This window comes from Flavivirga spongiicola (assembly GCF_030540825.1).
Classification (GTDB): domain Bacteria; phylum Bacteroidota; class Bacteroidia; order Flavobacteriales; family Flavobacteriaceae; genus Flavivirga; species Flavivirga spongiicola.
In genome coordinates this window covers 4,072,157-4,088,127 of the sequence record NZ_JAUOEO010000001.1, presented here as the reverse complement: position 1 = coordinate 4,088,127, position 15,971 = coordinate 4,072,157, and the positions used below count along the sequence as shown (strand labels likewise).

Genomic DNA, 15,971 nt, shown 5'->3' with positions numbered 1-15,971 from the left:
TTTACTTCAATCAATTATCTACTTATACTATGCAGATTTATAACGTTTTGCTAACATAGTAACCATAATGTCCGTCATAGATTCTAAATCATAATTAGGGCTCCAATTCCAATCTATCACAGCTTCTTTATCATCTATACTACTTACCCAATTATCCGCAATATCTTGTCTGAAATCCGGAATATATTTAATACTGAAATTAGGGTAATGCTTTTTTATAGAGTTATATATTTCTTCTGGTGAGAAACTCATTCCTGATAAATTATATGACGTTCTAATTTTTATATTTTCTATTGGCGCTTGCATTAATTTTATAGTTGCTTTAATCGCATCATCCATAAATATCATTGGCAATTCTGTATTGGCTTTTAAAAAACAATCAAAATTTTCACCAATAATAGCTTTATGGTAAATATCTACTGCGTAATCCGTAGTACCTCCTCCGGGTAAGGATTGATATCCAATTATACCAGGGTATCTTAAAGAACGTACATCCAGACCATATTTTGTAAAATAATATTGTGCTAGATTTTCACCAGCTACTTTGCTTACTCCATAAATAGTTGTTGGGTTTAAAATAGTATTTTGAGGAGTGTTTTTTGGTGGTGCATTTAATCCAAAAACAGCTATAGAACTCGGATAAAACACTTTTTTAATATCATGTTTAACAGAAACCTCTAAGACATTTATAAATGAATTTACATTCACTTCCCAGGCCAGTTGAGGGTTCTTTTCTCCTTTAGCAGAAAGTATTGCTGCCAAGTGATAAATTTGAGTGATTTTATATTTTTCAATGACACCTTGTAAAGCATCAAAATTAGTTGCGTCTAATATTTCAAACACCTTATTAGCATCTCCATTGTCATAAATGTCTGATGCTATAACACATGATTTTCCATAAATATTTTGTAAAGCAGGAACAAGAACTGAACCTATTTGTCCATTAGCTCCAATAACTAAAATATTATTAATTTCTATTTCCATTATATAATGATTTCAACTAAAAATAATATTAAAAGAAACACCAGACTACTTTTTCATAACAATTTAGACAAACTCATTTTTTGTACTGATGAATTACTTTTCAACAATAAATTCATCGGTAAAATCTACATCTAATCCTTATCTCATCCTGCTCTTTTCTGTTAGAGATTACTGACAAACAAGAACACTTATACAGTTCTATTGCAATAGATGTATTATTTACATAAAATAATAGTTTATTTTAGAGGCATAAGCTAATAAGACAACATAGTTATCACTATAAATAATCTATAAAAAAAGACATAAAAAAAACCTTTGAAAAGGTTTTTTTTATGTCTTTTACTGATAATCTTAATTGGTATGACTTTACATATTTTTAAATATGGAATGCATTAAACGTTTTTTGTCATTAATACTTTCTTCTAAAGATATCATGGTTTCTGTTCTGTAAACCCCCTCTATATCATCTAATAGAAAAATAACCTCTTTAGCATGTTCAGTACTTTTTGCTCTAATTTTACAGAAAATATTAAACTTCCCAGTAGTAATATGCGCTACAGTGACATATGCTATTTCATTAATGCGTTCTAAAACAAACTTAGTCTGAGAAGTATTATTTAAATACACACCTACGTATGCAATAAATGAATAACCAAGTTTTTTGTAGTCTAGCATTAATGAAGAGCCTTTAATGATTCCTGACTCTTCCATTTTTTTTACTCGAACATGTACTGTACCTGCAGAAATTAATAATTTCTTTGCTATATCTGTAAATGGTATTCTTGTGTTATCAATTAACATATCAAGAATTTGGTGGTCGATTTCGTCTAATTTAATTTTCCCCATAATTAACTATTCTTAAATAAAAAGCAAAAATAATACATTTTCAATAATAATTATGCATAATTTATATGTTTTATTTCGATAATAATGCGATTTTATCATTATTTATTATTACGAAATCGTTTTCGTAATTAATATTAACCAATTGGTTATTAATGTCAAATACCTTCAAACCATTGGCATCAATTTCTTTATGCCCGTAAAAATCATCTAATTTTTCAATCTTTTCAATTTTAGGAATAAACTCGATTTTATCATGAATCAATTTTTCCTGATATTGAATTGCTATATCGTTAATTTTTTCATTTGAATGACTCACTGCTACTCTAGCGTTTCTTATGATAACATCATGAAAACATTTTTCGTTTTCTGGAATTTTAAAATAAGATTCGTAATTATTCCCCATTATACTATTATTAGCGATATAATTTAATGAAGATATATATGATATATAAATGAGCTCACGCGTTATTTCACGTTCATAATCATCCTCATAGTGACCCGCTTCAAATAAAATTGTTGGAATATTTTCATTTTGAAATGTATCCCCAACGCAATTTAAATTAAATGCATCGTCATATACACCTACCTGATTAGGAATAATCTTCTGCAAAGTCTCGTTCATAACTCCAATAACCTCCATAGCAATCTTTCTATTGGGAGTAATTGTACAGGCTTCGTCTTGTGCTGGTGCTAAAAATGATACGGTTGCAGATTTATTAGTATTACCAGCACCAAAAATAGTACGTTGGCCATGTAGGTTATAGCAGAAATGAGGTTTAAAAGATTCAAAGACTCTTCTTAACACCTTACTTTCTGGTTGAGACAAATTTTGAGCATCTCTATTTAAATCAACTCTGTTTGCGTTTATTCTAGTATAGGCTTCTGCCCCGTCCGGGTTTAGTATAGGAATTATATATAAGGTACAAGTATCCAAAATATTCTCAGAGTATACATTTTTATCTAAAAAAGTGTTTAAGAGGTCAAAAAGCCCTTTAGTGGTGGTTGATTCATTTCCATGCATCTGAGACCACATTAAAATACGCTTATTTCCTGTTCCGATTTTTAATCCGTAAATAGGATTGTTCAAAACTGATTCTCCTATAGTTTCTATTACGACATATTCTCCTAAGTTATTTAAGAGAGGTTCTATGTGTTTATTAGTAATATAACGATGAAATAAGTTGGTTTCCCTGTGCTTTAAAAACAATGATTTTATTTCTTCTATGTACATGCTATTTTTTTATGTGACAAATGTAAACATTTACAATTTTACAAATGTAAACAAAGAAAACTATTAAAATGTTTACAAGATTATACGGTGGTTTAGTTATTAATTTACATTTGTTTACTTAATAACTCCATTAGGCAAAAAGCATGCATAAACCACATAAAATTAGTGACTTATAGTATTTAAAGTGAAGCTTTAGTTAATGTGTTTATGAACTATTATGCAATAAACATGCATATTTACGGGTTATATTATTACATTTGTAGAACTATTAATTTTAATTTGTTTACAATGGTAAACATGGAAGATTTTGTAAACAGGTTACAAAAAGTAATGGATTACTACGGTGAATCTGCATCTTCTTTTGCAGAAAAAATTGGCGTACAACGCTCAAGCATTTCACATATTCTATCTGGCAGAAATAAACCTAGTTTAGATTTTGTCTTAAAAATTCTTTCGGCCTATCCTGAGGTTGACTTGTACTGGCTTTTTAATGGCAAGGGAGAATTTCCTTCAAAAGGAAAATTTGAAGAAGCCAAAAAAGAAACAGATCTTTTCTCTGTGACTGAAAAATTACAACCGAAAATATCAAACAAAAAAGAAATCGAACGTATCGTTATTTTTTATTCAGACGGAAGTTTTAAAAATTTTCAGAACTAGCACAATTCTTTAGTAAATTTGCAACTAAATTTATGGTGAACTCATTTAAACTTTTTTCAATTGGCTAAAAAATCCCCCATATACCCTCGTTTTTTATCTTTTTTTCCTTCCGTAGCCCTGCTGCACAACTCAAAAAGGCCTATAAATGGAAATAAAAATGCTGGGTTTTGCTACAATCCAAAAAGTATAAACAAATTCAGTATGAGATTTCTTTTTCTAATGCTTTTATTAAGCGTTGTTAGTTGTTATGAAACAACTCGTAATTGCAAAGATTATAAAATCGGTGAGTTTTATAGCGAAGTAATCATTGATGATGAATTGTTTACATCTAAATTCAAAAGAACTGAAGGTTTACAGGTTGAAGCCTATAATAATGAGATAGACTCGTCTAAATTACGTTGGATTAATGACTGCGAGGTTATTTTTAAAACAATCAAACCTAAAAACATGGCGGAAAAAAAAGACATTCACTTAAAAATTTTAACCACAACAGATTCCTCCTATACTTTTGAATATTCCTATGTAGGTGAAACAAAAAAACAAAAAGGTATTGCTTATAAAGTTAAGTAATACCAGTTTATAAACTCAATCAAATGGGTATAAAAAATACTCGATTAAATTGAATTTAAGCTGTTTGTCTTCTGTTATTTCGTAAGTTAAAAAGATTTCACCCCAATATTCTCCATCTGAAAAATCAGCAATTATCCATTTGTGGTTTAACATTTTCACAGTATTAATCAGCATTTTTCTGCCTTCACTAGCTGCGTACGGTACTATAGGATGCTCTCCTTTAACTTCATTTAATTTGTAAAGCTCATCTTTTATAAAAGGAATTAATTCTGATATGTCATAGCCATCATTTTCAAAATAGCTAATAGCGTCCTCATTTCTATCCAAATTAAAATGAGAAACTCCTAAAATATCATCTTGTAAAGTCGCTACCGAATCCTTATATTTTTCTAATGCTATTTTTTGGGTTGCCAGCTTACTATTTAGATCTTCAAATACTCGTTTTGAATTTACGTACTGAAATAAAACCAATAATGCCGCAAAAACGAACAAATACATAAAAATTCTCTCTTTCATATACTTTAATTTAAATTGTTATTTCCAAGCCATCATAGGCTAAAAAAACATTTTCAGGTAATGTTTTCTCTACTTTCTCATGAAAACCAAGTAAATGACTAATATGAGTTAAGTATGCTGTTTCTGGATTTACTTTATTAATAAATTCTAATGCCTCCTCTAAATTAAAATGTGAACGATGTGAATCTATTCTTAATGCATTAACAACTAAAACCTTTACGCCTTTTATTTTTTTAATCTCTTTATCTTTAACGGTCTTCATATCGGTTAAATATGCAAAATCATTAAATCTAAACCCAAAAACCTGTAATGTATCATGCAAACCATTTATGGGTATTACTTCTAAGTTTTTTAATTTAAAAGGCTTGTTTTTTATTCGATTTGTAATTACAGCTGGTGCTCCCGGGTATTTATTTTCAGTAGCAAAAATATAGTCAAACCTTTTGCGCAAAGACTTTAACACCCGTTTATGTGCATAAATAGGAATATCGCCTTGTTTGAAATAGAATGGTCTAATGTCATCTAATCCCGATATATGATCGGAATGTTCATGAGTAAAAACAATACCATCAATTCTATCACATCCCGCTCTTAACATTTGATATCTAAAATCTGGTCCACAATCGATGACGTATTTGTAATTATCCCATGCTACCAAAACAGAAACCCGTAATCGTTTATCTTTTGAATCTGTACTTAAACAAACAGGGTGTTTGCTTCCAATAATTGGAATTCCTTGTGATGTTCCTGTTCCAAGAAAAGTTATTTTCAACCGTGTTAAGTTTTGCACAAAAATAGTGTTATTTTTTTGTTTGCTGTACATATTTAATACCTTTGTCGCAGGACAAACAAGCAGTTAATAATATGGAAATAACCATACAAGGCGATAAAGAATTTAATGATGTTCCATCATTGAAATCAAAGGCACTTCGTATTAATTTAAACGAAAATATTTACGGAACATTTGCCGAAATTGGAGCAGGACAAGAAACTTGTCGTCATTTTTTTAGAGCTGGAGGTGCTTCAGGTACCATTGCGAAAGCAATGTCTGCTTATGATAAAGATTTTAGTGATGCCGTTTATGGTACTGAAGATGATGGCCGTTATGTAACCGAAGCTCGTTTAAGAAAGATGCTTAGTCATGAAATGGACCTTATGGAAACTAGGTTAACACGTGAAAAACATCCTAATAAAATATTTTTTACATATGCTAATACTGTAGCTACAATAGATTTTGCCAAGCAATTTAAAGGTCATGGCTGGGTTGGTCTTAAATATCAAGTAGAAGCAACAGGTGATTATAATGAAATTATTTTACACCTTCGGTTTAAAGAAACTGATGCACGTTTACAACAGGAAACACTGGGTGTATTAGGTACGAACCTCATTTATGGAGCGTTTTATAAATATAACGAACCAAAAAAATTACTACGTTATTTATATGATCATTTGGATAAAGATCAATTAGAGATTGATACTATTAATTTTTCAGGTCCAGCCTTTGAAAACATCGATAATCGATTAATGAGTTTACAACTTGTTAAAAATGGCATGACAGATGCTGTAGTATTTGGTCCTGATGGAACTAATGTGCTTCCTGCAAGAGTTTTTTACAAAAAAAACATATTGGCTCTGCGTGGTAGCTTTAGACCTGTAACTAAGGTGAATATGGCTATGTATGAGAAGTCATACGAAATGTTTATTAAAGAAAACAAAGTTAATCCTGATAAAACCGTAGTCGTTTTTGAAATCACTTTATCTAATTTAAGAGCCGAGGGAGAGATTGATGAACAAGATTTTATAGATAGAGCTGATTTATTATGTTCACTAGGGCAATCTGTAATGATTTCTAATTTCCAGGAATACTATAAAGTTGTTGAGTATTTCTCAAATTACACAAAAGCTAGAATGGGGCTAGCTATGGGTGTTAGTAATTTGGTTGATATTTTTGATGAAAAATACTATCGCCATATAAGTGGTGGTATTCTTGAAGCATTTGGAAAATTATTTTTCAAAGATTTAAAAGTTTACCTATACCCAATGTTGGATCCAGAAACTGGAGAATTAATTAATAGTGAAAATTTAAAAGTATATCCACGTATGAAAGAATTATATAAATTCTTTAAATACAATGGAAAAGTAATCGATATTGAAGATTATGACACGAGTATAATGAATATATTCTCTCGTGAAATTTTACACATGATTTCTGAAGGTGAACGTGGTTGGGAAGATATGATACCTGAAGGTACTGCAGATTTAATTAAGGATTATCGCTTATTTGGATACACTCGTAAACCTTTAAAACCTCTAACCCTTAGTAAAAGAATTAAAAAGTAAATATATCGCACCAGATAGTTCAATAATAAAACCCTTCAAATCACATGAAGGGTTTTTATTTTTATTTATTCTAAAATTTGATGCGCATGTATTTTAGCTTTTACTTTATCTATCACCTTTACAATAACGCCTTCTTCGTCAATAACAAATGTTACACGATGAATACCGTCAAAGGTACGTCCCATAAATTTTTTCTCTCCCCAAACACCAAAAGCGTTGATAACCGTTTTATCTACATCTGCTAATAACGGATATGGAAAATTAAATTTCTTTTTAAAGTTCGATTGCTTTTTTGCAGTATCTGCACTAACTCCTAAAATTTCATAACCCTGTTCTTGTAAAACAGTATATTCATCTCGTAAATTGCAAGCCTCTACTGTACATGTTGGGGTATTTGCTTTTGGATAAAAGAAAACGACTAACTTTTTTCCTTTAAAATCCGATAATTTAACTGTATTTCCTTGTTCGTCTAAAGATTCAAAATTTGGTGCCTTATTTCCTACTTTTAATGTGTTCATATTTTATAACTTTGTTATTGCTAAAATACAAACGAATGACCAAACAAGAAAGAGTAAACTTTGTTATTAATACACTATATAAACTTTATCCAGAAATACCGATTCCATTAGACCATAACGATCCATATACCTTATTAATAGCGGTATTAATGTCTGCACAAAGCACCGATGTTAGAGTTAATAAAATAACTCCTTTACTCTTTGAAAAAGCGAATAATCCATATGATATGGTTAAACTTTCTGTAGAAGAAATAAGAGACATTATAAAACCTGTGGGATTATCACCAATGAAAAGCAAAGGTATCCATGGGTTATCACAAATTCTAATTGAAAAGCACAGTGGAAAAGTGCCTATAAGCTTTGAAGACTTAGAGGCTTTGCCTGCCGTAGGACATAAAACAGCAAGCGTAGTTATGTCTCAGGCTTTTGGTATTCCTGCTTTTCCTGTAGATACACATATACATAGATTGATGTATCGATGGAATTTAAGTAATGGGAAAAATGTTGTCCAAACAGAAAAAGATGCGAAAAGATTGTTTCCAAAAGAATTATGGAACGATTTGCATCTTCAAATTATTTGGTATGGTAGGGAATATTCACCAGCACGTGGTTGGAACCTAGAGAAAGACATTATCACAAAAACAATTGGAAGACAATCTGTTATAAATGAATACAATAAATTAAAAAAGTCCTAACATAAATATGTTAGGACTTTTCGAAAACTTAGTTTAGAAGCGCTTCAAACTTCAATTTATTACAATTTATAACACTTAAAGCCTTAGAGTAATTTAGAAGAAAATTAACCGTTTCTTCCTTCGGTTCTTGTTCGTTTAAATTTTTAATAGAATTTCCAGAGTAAATTTTTGCCATTTTAACAATTTAAGGGTTTATATTAAATTATTAACGTAGCAAAATTAACTTTATTGCATCAATTTGTTAAAACAATATTATGCTTATCTATAATCTTCCTTAAATTGATTAAAGCATAACGCATTCTACCAAGAGCTGTGTTAATACTAACCCCCGTTCTATCTGATATCTCTTTAAAACTCATATCATTATAAATACGCATTAGTAGTACTTCTTTCTGGTCTTCCGGAAGCTTATCTACCAAACGTCTTACGTCTGTTTCAACTTGTTCTTTAATGATACTTTTTTCAGCATTTAAGCTAGTATCACTAAGTACAGAAAAAATACTAAATTCTCCTGCGTTATCAAATTTTGGCATTCTTTTATTTTTTCTAAAAAAATCAATAACCAAGTTATGGGAAATACGCATTACCCATGGTAAAAACTTCCCTTCTTCATTATAAGCTCCACGTTTTAGCGTTCGGATAACTTTTATAAAAGTATCTTGAAAGATATCTTCTGCGACATCTCTATCGTAAACTTTAGAATAAATAAAACTATAAATTTTTTGTTTGTGCCTAGTGATAAGAGTTTCTAAAGCACTTTCTTCACCTTTAATATAACTGCTAACCAGATTAGCATCAGAAATAAATTCGTATTGCATAATAATTACTTTTAGTGCATAGAAGAGGGCTTCTTTGCTTGGGGTTACATGTTTAAAAGTAATGTTTTGCTATAGGCGAGAGTTGATTTATTATTTAATTAATGAATTCAAATATAACAACATTCCTTCCTAAAAAACAAAAATTAATCATTTTTTTTAATATTTATTTGCAATATGATGCATTTTTTAAGCTGAAATAGTTATACTATCTTTGCAAAATTATTCCTTTAAAAAGCCTATGAATACTAATATTTCCGAAGTAAACCCTAAAGAAAACATCATCGTTAAAGGTGCTAAATTGCATAATTTGAAAAATATCGATGTAGTGATACCAAGAAACAAGTTAGTAGTTATTACGGGTTTATCGGGATCAGGAAAGTCTAGTTTAGCATTTGATACCCTATATGCTGAAGGGCAAAGACGTTATGTGGAGAGCTTATCGAGTTATGCCCGTCAATTTTTGGGTAGATTAAATAAACCTAAAGTAGATTACATAAAAGGAATTGCTCCTGCCATAGCTATTGAACAAAAGGTGAATTCAACCAATCCACGTTCAACTGTTGGCACTACTACAGAGATTTACGATTATTTAAAACTATTATTTGCCAGAATCGGTAAAACCTACTCACCAGTTTCTGGCGACGAAGTGAGAAAAGATACTGTTACAGATGTTTTAAATTATTTAAAAACTTTTCCGGAAAGAGAAAAGCTACTGCTCCTCGCTCCTATTCATTTAGAAGAAGGCCGTAGTATGCAAGACAAACTTAAAGCTTTACAGCAACAAGGATATGCAAGGGTTAAAATAAAAGATGTAGTGACACGTATTGATGAAATTAAAGACCTTACAAACGAGGAAAATATACTATTAGTTGTTGACAGAATTATTTTTAAGAATGAAGAAGATTTTCTTAATCGATTAGCAGATGCTATACAAACAGCGTTTTTTGAAGGTAAAGGAGAATGTGTCATAGAAATTTTAAGTGATAACAAACAGCGTGTTTTTAGTAATAAGTTTGAATTGGATGGTATTAATTTCTTAGAGCCTAATGCGCACCTATTTAGCTTCAATAATCCATATGGCGCTTGTCCAAAATGTGAGGGCTATGGTGATATCATTGGCATTGATGATGATTTAGTGATTCCAAATACTGGCCTTTCTGTTTATGAAAATGCCATTTTTCCATGGCGTGGAGAAAGTATGAGTTGGTATAGAGATCAATTAGTGAATAATTCTCATAAATTTGATTTCCCTATTCATAAGCCATATTTTGAGCTAAGTGATACTCAAAAACAACTTATTTGGAACGGAAATCAATATTTTGAAGGATTAAATTCTTTTTTCGCAGAATTAGAATCTAAAGCATATAAGATTCAAAATCGCGTTATGTTATCGCGTTACCGCGGAAAAACAAAGTGTAAAGCATGTCATGGAAAACGTTTACGCATAGAAGCAAATTACATAAAGATTGGCGGTGCTACTATTACAGATTTAGTTGAAATGCCTTTAGGTAAACTAGCAAACTTCTTCAAGCAGTTAGAATTAAACGATTATGATACGCAAATTGCCAATAGGCTTTTAAAAGAAATAAATAACAGATTATCGTTTCTCGCTAATGTTGGCTTAAATTATCTAACACTTAATAGAAAATCAAATACCTTATCTGGCGGTGAAAGTCAGCGTATTAATCTGGCAACCTCCTTAGGAAGTAGCTTAGTAGGTTCTATGTATATTTTGGACGAGCCCAGTATTGGCTTGCATCCTAAAGATACAGAACGATTAATTTCTGTATTAAAATCGCTTCGTGATTTGGGAAATACGGTTATTGTAGTTGAGCATGATGAAGATATTATGATTGCTGCCGATAGTATTATAGATATTGGTCCTGAAGCGGGAACCTTTGGTGGCCATGTAGTTGCTCATGGTAATTATGCAGATATTCTGGCATCAGATTCTTTAACAGCACAATATTTAAATGAATCTCTGAAAATTGAAGTACCAAAGAAGCGTAGAACCTCAAAATACTATGTAGATATTAAAGGAGCTCGTGAAAATAACCTAAAGAATATCGACGTTCGCTTTCCTCTTGGTATGCTAACCGTTATAACTGGAGTTTCCGGTAGCGGAAAAAGCACCTTAATTAAAAAAATACTCTACCCTTCGTTGCAAAAGAAACTAACTGATTTTGGAGATAAGCCAGGTCAATTTACAAGTTTAGAAGGTAATTTTAGTAATATTAAGCATATAGAGTTTGTTGATCAAAACCCTATTGGCCGATCTTCACGTTCTAACCCGGTAACCTATATAAAAGCTTACGATGATATAAGAGCTTTGTTTTCAAAACAGAAATTAAGTACCATAAGAAATTATCAGGCAAAACATTTTTCTTTTAATGTAGATGGTGGACGTTGTGAAACTTGCAAAGGTGAAGGTGAAGTAACTATTGAAATGCAATTTATGGCTGATGTACATTTAGAATGTGAAACCTGTAAAGGAAAACGCTTTAAAAAAGAGGTACTTGAGGTGACTTTTGGAGATAAAAGTATTGATGATATTTTAAATTTAACTATAGATAACGCCATCGAATTTTTTGATACCCAGAAACAAACGAAAATTAAAAACAAACTCCAACCTTTACAGGATGTTGGTTTGGGGTATGTCACATTAGGACAAAGCTCTTCCACCCTTTCTGGAGGTGAAGCTCAACGTATAAAATTAGCGTCCTTTTTAGGAAAAGGCAACAATAAGGATAAAGCGCTTTTTATTTTTGACGAACCCACCACTGGACTGCATTTTCATGACATTCAAAAGCTTTTAAAATCTTTTACTGCGCTTATTGAAAATGATCATTCTATTATAGTTGTAGAGCATAATTTAGAGCTTATCAAGTGTGCAGATTATATTATAGATTTAGGTCCTGAAGGTGGGGAAACCGGCGGTAACTTAGTTGCTATCGGAACTCCTGAAGATATTGTTAATACGAAAGCTTCAGAAACAGGAAAATATTTAAAAGACAAACTCTAAGCTTTAGCTTTTAAACTAAAAAAAAACGAAAGCAAGCTTGCTTTCGTTTTTTTTTAGTTAATCTTTTCAATTAGAATTGATAACCTACACCAATTTGAAAGCCACTCAGCTTTAAGGAGCCGCCTGCATTTTCTGACAGATCAGCTAAACCCAGTCCATATCTCGCATTAATATTAATTTTTTCAGCGATATCATATGCTGCACCAAAATCTAAACCAAAGTTGAAAGATTTAATTCCGGTAGGAGCATCTACAAGAAACCCTAGGTTAGGACCAGCTAAAACACTAAATTCTTCGGCTACATTATATTTAACTAAAACTGGTGCCTGAATTTCGTTTAAATCTTTAACCACTAAAAAATCCACCTCAGGTTGAAGTTCAAATTTTTCACCAAGCTCAATACCTGTAAAATAAATACCAATAAGAAAACCAGACCTTGAAGTTGTATTGGAAATATTCAATGCCGCACTATTCGCTGCAGAGGCTTTGCTAGTACTTGATGACTTTGATGTATTAGGAGCCAAAGAGATACCTGATGATGAAGAACTAAATCTTTCTGAACGAGAGAGATATGCTGCCCTTGTAGCACAGGACGTTAACAATAAAACGGCAAAACAAAAAGAAATGAGGTTAGTAAAATTTTTCATAATTACATGTTTTTGGATTAATAAGATCTCAATTTACTAAATATCAACAAGTTACACAAGCCGCAAGGGTTTTTAAAATTCATAAACACTAGATACTAACTGATTATTTAATATCAAATATCAAAGCTAGCAACAATCTAATCCTTATAAAAAAGAAGTCAGGTTATATAGTGCAAAAAAGCATTCATCTTGAAATAGAATATCATTTTTTCACTTCAATCAAAAAAATAAGTGAGTTTCCAAGTAACTATTTATATTTCAATTTCACAAAAATTGGATCATGGTCAGATAAGCCTAAGCTATAATTTTCATGAGAAATAGCTTCAAAATTATTATCTATCAAAACAAAATCTAACCTTAAAGGATAGTGAAGCAAATTATAAGTAGTGCCTAAACCAAAACCTCGTTCAACAAATGTATCTTGTAAAGACCCTTTTATAGTTTTATAAACCGATGAAAATGATGTGGAATTAAAGTCTCCACATACTATTTTAAAACCGTTGTAAGCGTTCAATTTATCATTAATTATTTGAGATTGTTTAGCTTGCATTTGTAATGTTTTTGAGACTTTTTCAAATACTGAGCTATCATTTAACTCATCTGAGTTTAAATTAATACCAAATGATTGTAGATGCAAATTATAAATTCGGATTTTTTTATTCTTTATAGCTATATCGGCATATATACCATTGTTAACCGTATTAGGGAAATCAATAAAACCAGTTTCTAAAATTGGGTATTTTGAAAATATTACTGAAAGTGATTTTTTAATCCCTGGACGGTATCCCCAAAATCTATATGGATATATTTCAAAATCTGGAATTTTTTTGTGAAAAAACTCTTGAATACATACAATATCTGCATCTTTCTCTTTTATAAAGTCTGCAATATTTCCATTAGCATTATCAGTAACATAGTCTAAACTAAACCCCTTTGCATTATATGTTAATATTGAAACATCTTCTATTTCTTCTCTTTTAGAATTTATTTGAAAAAAAGAGTCAAATAAAAACGAATAAATTAAAAGGCTTAATAATGGAAATAAAAAAGCCTTCTTTTTTCTAATAATCCAATAAAAAAGCAACAGCAGGTTTATTATGAATAGTACCGGTATGGTAATTATAAAAACAAAAGAAGATAAGTTTATATCGTTAAAAGCTAAAATACAGCCAAGGGTTAATACAAAACTCGAGACATAAGTGATAAAACGCATTAATTACTAAATCATTTTTAAATTAATAAAATAAGAAACCAATTAAGCCAACTATTATAATAGCTATTGGGATTACAAACATTAAATAAACAAAACTAGAAATTCCCGTTTTTATAAAGCTTAAAAACCATCCATGATTATAAAATCGCTTAATAGCGACAAATAAATAGAAGAAAGTTGATACGACAAGTAGCCAATCTATCCAATTCGGAACTTCAAAAAAGTTGTTAACTATCAGAATTAAGCTAAAAACAGTGAATAAAAACGAGAAAAAATAAAAACTAAAAACTAAATGATGTGCATAATGCCCTCGTTTAAAGAATAACAGTTTTAATATAAAAGCAAAAATTGGCAGCAAAACAAATAACGAGATAGGAATCGTATCGTAAATAGCTTGTAAAATTTGTCCGCCATTACGCTGTTTGTAAAACTTAAGTACTTGTGTATAAAATTTCTTGGTAAGATAACCGGCATCATCACTCACACCCATGGCACTATAAATTTCTGTATCAGAAGCATCAATAGCTATTAAAGAGTCTACTTTTTTTTGATCAAAATCAAAAGTTAATGTTTCGGCGACAGTATCTTTATTGCTGGCCTTTATTAAAGAATCCAAAGCTTTTACCTGCTCCGCTTTCATTCCTGGAATCCCCTTCTCCTTTAAGGGCAGTAAAATACTATCCAGTTTTACGGAATCTAAAGCTTGTTGTGCTTTAGCTACTGTATTATCTGAAATTATAGGTGTATCGCGTGTTTTCTTAAAGGCAGTATCTAAGTCTTGAACTTGGTCTCTCACCACAACCGTAGTTAATAAAAAGAAAAAGACTACCGAAACAAACAAGTATAATTGCGCTGGATGTAAATATAGTAAGCGTTTACCTTCTATAAATTTTTTAGCTAAATACCCAGGCTTAAATAATAAGGGTAAAAAGCTTTTAAAAAAACGTGCATCAAAAGAAAAATAATTACTTATCGTATTATAAAACAAGACACCAACAGTGAGATCTTCCTTGGTTTGCTGCCCACAATGCGGACAAAACTTAAACGTTTCTTCAAATTGATTCTCACAATTTTTACAGGTCTCTAGTTCGGTTTTCATTAAAACGATTAGTTTTTATAAAAATAAGGTTTTTTATAATACTAACTGTTAGTTTGAACGACTGCTATTGCTTCTAAATTTATCTTAGGCGAAGTCGAAAAGTCAAAATAGCCAAAAACAGTTAAATAGAGCCTCCTAATTATATTGAAATAAGGCATGATTAAAACATATTTTATTCAAATTATACAATTTCATGGTCAGATTTGCCTATCTCAATAAATAGGTGAAAACAACAAAACAAATCAACAAGCTGTAATTCAGTCATTTACATTTTTGGCACGCAAATTGAAAACAATTAAACAACAGCGAAAGCCGAAAAGCTAAAGAGTAGGCAAAATTTAACCCCATAATCATGAAAACAAAAATTACCCTATTAAGTATTTGCCTTTTTTTAATTACTGCCTATAGTTTTGCTCAAAAAAAGGACACGCCTAAAAGTATCATAAGTAAAAATATAGGTATAAAAAAGTATCACGATGGTGAAGAACTAGAACGCATGCAAAAAGGTCAATTGTTAGACTTGTATGTTGAAAGAATTGAGGTTCTAGCTAATATATTGCCCTACATAGCTTTTGCTACAAAGCCCGGTACTACCATGTCTACTTTAGGCATTCCGAATAGTAATGATAACAGAAAAGCCCTTGATAATCAACACGAAAACACCGATAGTTACGTAAAAAACACAGTCGAGTTTCAAAAAGTGATTTTACCGTATTCCGATAGAGGAAACTTAGTTTCAGCTGTTTTGTTTTATGAAGATATCATGAAGTCTATTCATACTTATGATGAGCTTAATTAATAGCTTATTGACTAGTC

The 15,971-nt window shown here is 30.8% G+C and carries 17 protein-coding genes; 6 read left to right on the top strand and 11 right to left on the bottom strand.

The features are described from left to right. Nucleotides 1–27 precede the first annotated feature (27 nt). The 3 genes from Q4Q47_RS16250 to Q4Q47_RS16240 form a co-directional block, all read right to left on the bottom strand. Nucleotides 28–984, bottom strand: a complete 957-nt coding sequence (locus Q4Q47_RS16250; protein ID WP_303307688.1) for an NAD-dependent epimerase/dehydratase family protein — start codon at nt 982–984, stop codon at nt 28–30. Between the two features lie 366 nt (nt 985–1,350). Further along, complete coding sequence (locus Q4Q47_RS16245; protein ID WP_135875648.1) at nt 1,351–1,830, bottom strand: Lrp/AsnC family transcriptional regulator; 480 nt, start codon at nt 1,828–1,830, stop codon at nt 1,351–1,353. Between the two features lie 70 nt (nt 1,831–1,900). Then, nucleotides 1,901–3,061 carry a M14 family metallopeptidase gene (locus tag Q4Q47_RS16240; RefSeq protein ID WP_303307687.1) on the bottom strand — a complete coding sequence of 387 codons (1,161 nt, stop codon included), beginning with the start codon at nt 3,059–3,061 and terminating at the stop codon, nt 1,901–1,903. A 288-nt stretch (nt 3,062–3,349) separates the two neighbouring features. On the opposite strand from Q4Q47_RS16240, the gene Q4Q47_RS16235 reads away from it, so the two are divergent. After that, on the top strand, nt 3,350–3,718 hold the full coding sequence (locus Q4Q47_RS16235; protein ID WP_303307686.1) for a helix-turn-helix domain-containing protein: 369 nt from the start codon (nt 3,350–3,352) through the stop codon (nt 3,716–3,718). A 201-nt stretch (nt 3,719–3,919) separates the two neighbouring features. Further along, nucleotides 3,920–4,288, top strand: coding sequence for a DNA topoisomerase IV (locus Q4Q47_RS16230; protein ID WP_303307685.1), 369 nt, complete (start codon nt 3,920–3,922; stop codon nt 4,286–4,288). A 15-nt stretch (nt 4,289–4,303) separates the two neighbouring features. On the opposite strand, the gene Q4Q47_RS16225 is transcribed toward Q4Q47_RS16230, so the two are convergent. Then, nucleotides 4,304–4,804 (bottom strand): hydrolase, encoded by a 501-nt coding sequence (locus tag Q4Q47_RS16225; RefSeq protein ID WP_303307684.1) that lies wholly within the window; start codon nt 4,802–4,804, stop codon nt 4,304–4,306. 10 nt (nt 4,805–4,814) lie between these two features. After that, the gene (locus tag Q4Q47_RS16220; RefSeq protein WP_303307683.1) at nt 4,815–5,576 is read right to left on the bottom strand and encodes an MBL fold metallo-hydrolase; all 762 of its coding nucleotides are present in this window, start codon (nt 5,574–5,576) and stop codon (nt 4,815–4,817) included. A gap of 92 nt (nt 5,577–5,668) precedes the next feature. On the opposite strand from Q4Q47_RS16220, the gene Q4Q47_RS16215 reads away from it, so the two are divergent. Then, nucleotides 5,669–7,144 (top strand): TonB-dependent receptor, encoded by a 1,476-nt coding sequence (locus Q4Q47_RS16215; protein WP_303307682.1) that lies wholly within the window; start codon nt 5,669–5,671, stop codon nt 7,142–7,144. Nucleotides 7,145–7,209: 65 nt separating this feature from the next. Here Q4Q47_RS16215 and bcp read toward each other — a convergent pair whose 3' ends face one another. After that, nucleotides 7,210–7,662 carry a thioredoxin-dependent thiol peroxidase gene (gene bcp / locus Q4Q47_RS16210; RefSeq protein WP_303307681.1) on the bottom strand — a complete coding sequence of 151 codons (453 nt, stop codon included), beginning with the start codon at nt 7,660–7,662 and terminating at the stop codon, nt 7,210–7,212. A gap of 35 nt (nt 7,663–7,697) precedes the next feature. On the opposite strand from bcp, the gene Q4Q47_RS16205 reads away from it, so the two are divergent. Then, nucleotides 7,698–8,357, top strand: coding sequence for an endonuclease III domain-containing protein (locus Q4Q47_RS16205; protein ID WP_303307680.1), 660 nt, complete (start codon nt 7,698–7,700; stop codon nt 8,355–8,357). A 28-nt stretch (nt 8,358–8,385) separates the two neighbouring features. On the opposite strand, the gene Q4Q47_RS16200 is transcribed toward Q4Q47_RS16205, so the two are convergent. Both Q4Q47_RS16200 and Q4Q47_RS16195 read right to left on the bottom strand, forming a co-directional pair. Then, complete coding sequence (locus tag Q4Q47_RS16200) at nt 8,386–8,532, bottom strand: hypothetical protein (RefSeq protein ID WP_303307679.1); 147 nt, start codon at nt 8,530–8,532, stop codon at nt 8,386–8,388. A gap of 58 nt (nt 8,533–8,590) precedes the next feature. After that, complete coding sequence (locus Q4Q47_RS16195) at nt 8,591–9,175, bottom strand: RNA polymerase sigma factor (protein ID WP_303307678.1); 585 nt, start codon at nt 9,173–9,175, stop codon at nt 8,591–8,593. Between the two features lie 238 nt (nt 9,176–9,413). Here Q4Q47_RS16195 and uvrA point away from each other — a divergent pair, with 238 nt between their 5' ends. Further along, on the top strand, nt 9,414–12,197 hold the full coding sequence (gene uvrA, locus Q4Q47_RS16190) for an excinuclease ABC subunit UvrA (protein ID WP_303307677.1): 2,784 nt from the start codon (nt 9,414–9,416) through the stop codon (nt 12,195–12,197). A 70-nt stretch (nt 12,198–12,267) separates the two neighbouring features. Here uvrA and Q4Q47_RS16185 read toward each other — a convergent pair whose 3' ends face one another. The 3 genes from Q4Q47_RS16185 to Q4Q47_RS16175 form a co-directional block, all read right to left on the bottom strand. After that, nucleotides 12,268–12,843 (bottom strand): outer membrane beta-barrel protein, encoded by a 576-nt coding sequence (locus Q4Q47_RS16185; RefSeq protein WP_303307676.1) that lies wholly within the window; start codon nt 12,841–12,843, stop codon nt 12,268–12,270. A 247-nt stretch (nt 12,844–13,090) separates the two neighbouring features. Next, nucleotides 13,091–14,056 (bottom strand): endonuclease/exonuclease/phosphatase family protein, encoded by a 966-nt coding sequence (locus Q4Q47_RS16180; protein ID WP_303307675.1) that lies wholly within the window; start codon nt 14,054–14,056, stop codon nt 13,091–13,093. Between the two features lie 22 nt (nt 14,057–14,078). Then, nucleotides 14,079–15,155, bottom strand: coding sequence for a DUF3667 domain-containing protein (locus Q4Q47_RS16175; RefSeq protein ID WP_303307674.1), 1,077 nt, complete (start codon nt 15,153–15,155; stop codon nt 14,079–14,081). 352 nt (nt 15,156–15,507) lie between these two features. Between Q4Q47_RS16175 and Q4Q47_RS16170 the strand changes: the two genes are divergently transcribed. Next, a complete protein-coding gene (locus Q4Q47_RS16170; RefSeq protein ID WP_303307673.1) occupies nt 15,508–15,954 on the top strand; it encodes a hypothetical protein in 447 nt (148 codons plus the stop codon). Nucleotides 15,955–15,971: the final 17 nt, after the last annotated feature.

What these genes read in the sequence shown, in the direction of transcription:
- Q4Q47_RS16185 (WP_303307676.1), bottom strand. Translation starts at nt 12,843, where the DNA reads ATGAAAAATTTTACTAACCTCATTTCTTTTTGTTTTGCCGTTTTATTG.
- Q4Q47_RS16230 (WP_303307685.1), top strand. Translation starts at nt 3,920, where the DNA reads ATGAGATTTCTTTTTCTAATGCTTTTATTAAGCGTTGTTAGTTGTTAT.
- Q4Q47_RS16175 (WP_303307674.1), bottom strand. Translation starts at nt 15,155, where the DNA reads ATGAAAACCGAACTAGAGACCTGTAAAAATTGTGAGAATCAATTTGAA.
- Q4Q47_RS16250 (WP_303307688.1), bottom strand. Translation starts at nt 984, where the DNA reads ATGGAAATAGAAATTAATAATATTTTAGTTATTGGAGCTAATGGACAA.
- bcp (WP_303307681.1), bottom strand. Translation starts at nt 7,662, where the DNA reads ATGAACACATTAAAAGTAGGAAATAAGGCACCAAATTTTGAATCTTTA.
- Q4Q47_RS16245 (WP_135875648.1), bottom strand. Translation starts at nt 1,830, where the DNA reads ATGGGGAAAATTAAATTAGACGAAATCGACCACCAAATTCTTGATATG.
- Q4Q47_RS16195 (WP_303307678.1), bottom strand. Translation starts at nt 9,175, where the DNA reads ATGCAATACGAATTTATTTCTGATGCTAATCTGGTTAGCAGTTATATT.
- Q4Q47_RS16205 (WP_303307680.1), top strand. Translation starts at nt 7,698, where the DNA reads ATGACCAAACAAGAAAGAGTAAACTTTGTTATTAATACACTATATAAA.
- Q4Q47_RS16180 (WP_303307675.1), bottom strand. Translation starts at nt 14,056, where the DNA reads ATGCGTTTTATCACTTATGTCTCGAGTTTTGTATTAACCCTTGGCTGT.
- Q4Q47_RS16170 (WP_303307673.1), top strand. Translation starts at nt 15,508, where the DNA reads ATGAAAACAAAAATTACCCTATTAAGTATTTGCCTTTTTTTAATTACT.
- Q4Q47_RS16225 (WP_303307684.1), bottom strand. Translation starts at nt 4,804, where the DNA reads ATGAAAGAGAGAATTTTTATGTATTTGTTCGTTTTTGCGGCATTATTG.
- Q4Q47_RS16240 (WP_303307687.1), bottom strand. Translation starts at nt 3,061, where the DNA reads ATGTACATAGAAGAAATAAAATCATTGTTTTTAAAGCACAGGGAAACC.
- Q4Q47_RS16235 (WP_303307686.1), top strand. Translation starts at nt 3,350, where the DNA reads ATGGTAAACATGGAAGATTTTGTAAACAGGTTACAAAAAGTAATGGAT.
- uvrA (WP_303307677.1), top strand. Translation starts at nt 9,414, where the DNA reads ATGAATACTAATATTTCCGAAGTAAACCCTAAAGAAAACATCATCGTT.
- Q4Q47_RS16200 (WP_303307679.1), bottom strand. Translation starts at nt 8,532, where the DNA reads ATGGCAAAAATTTACTCTGGAAATTCTATTAAAAATTTAAACGAACAA.
- Q4Q47_RS16215 (WP_303307682.1), top strand. Translation starts at nt 5,669, where the DNA reads ATGGAAATAACCATACAAGGCGATAAAGAATTTAATGATGTTCCATCA.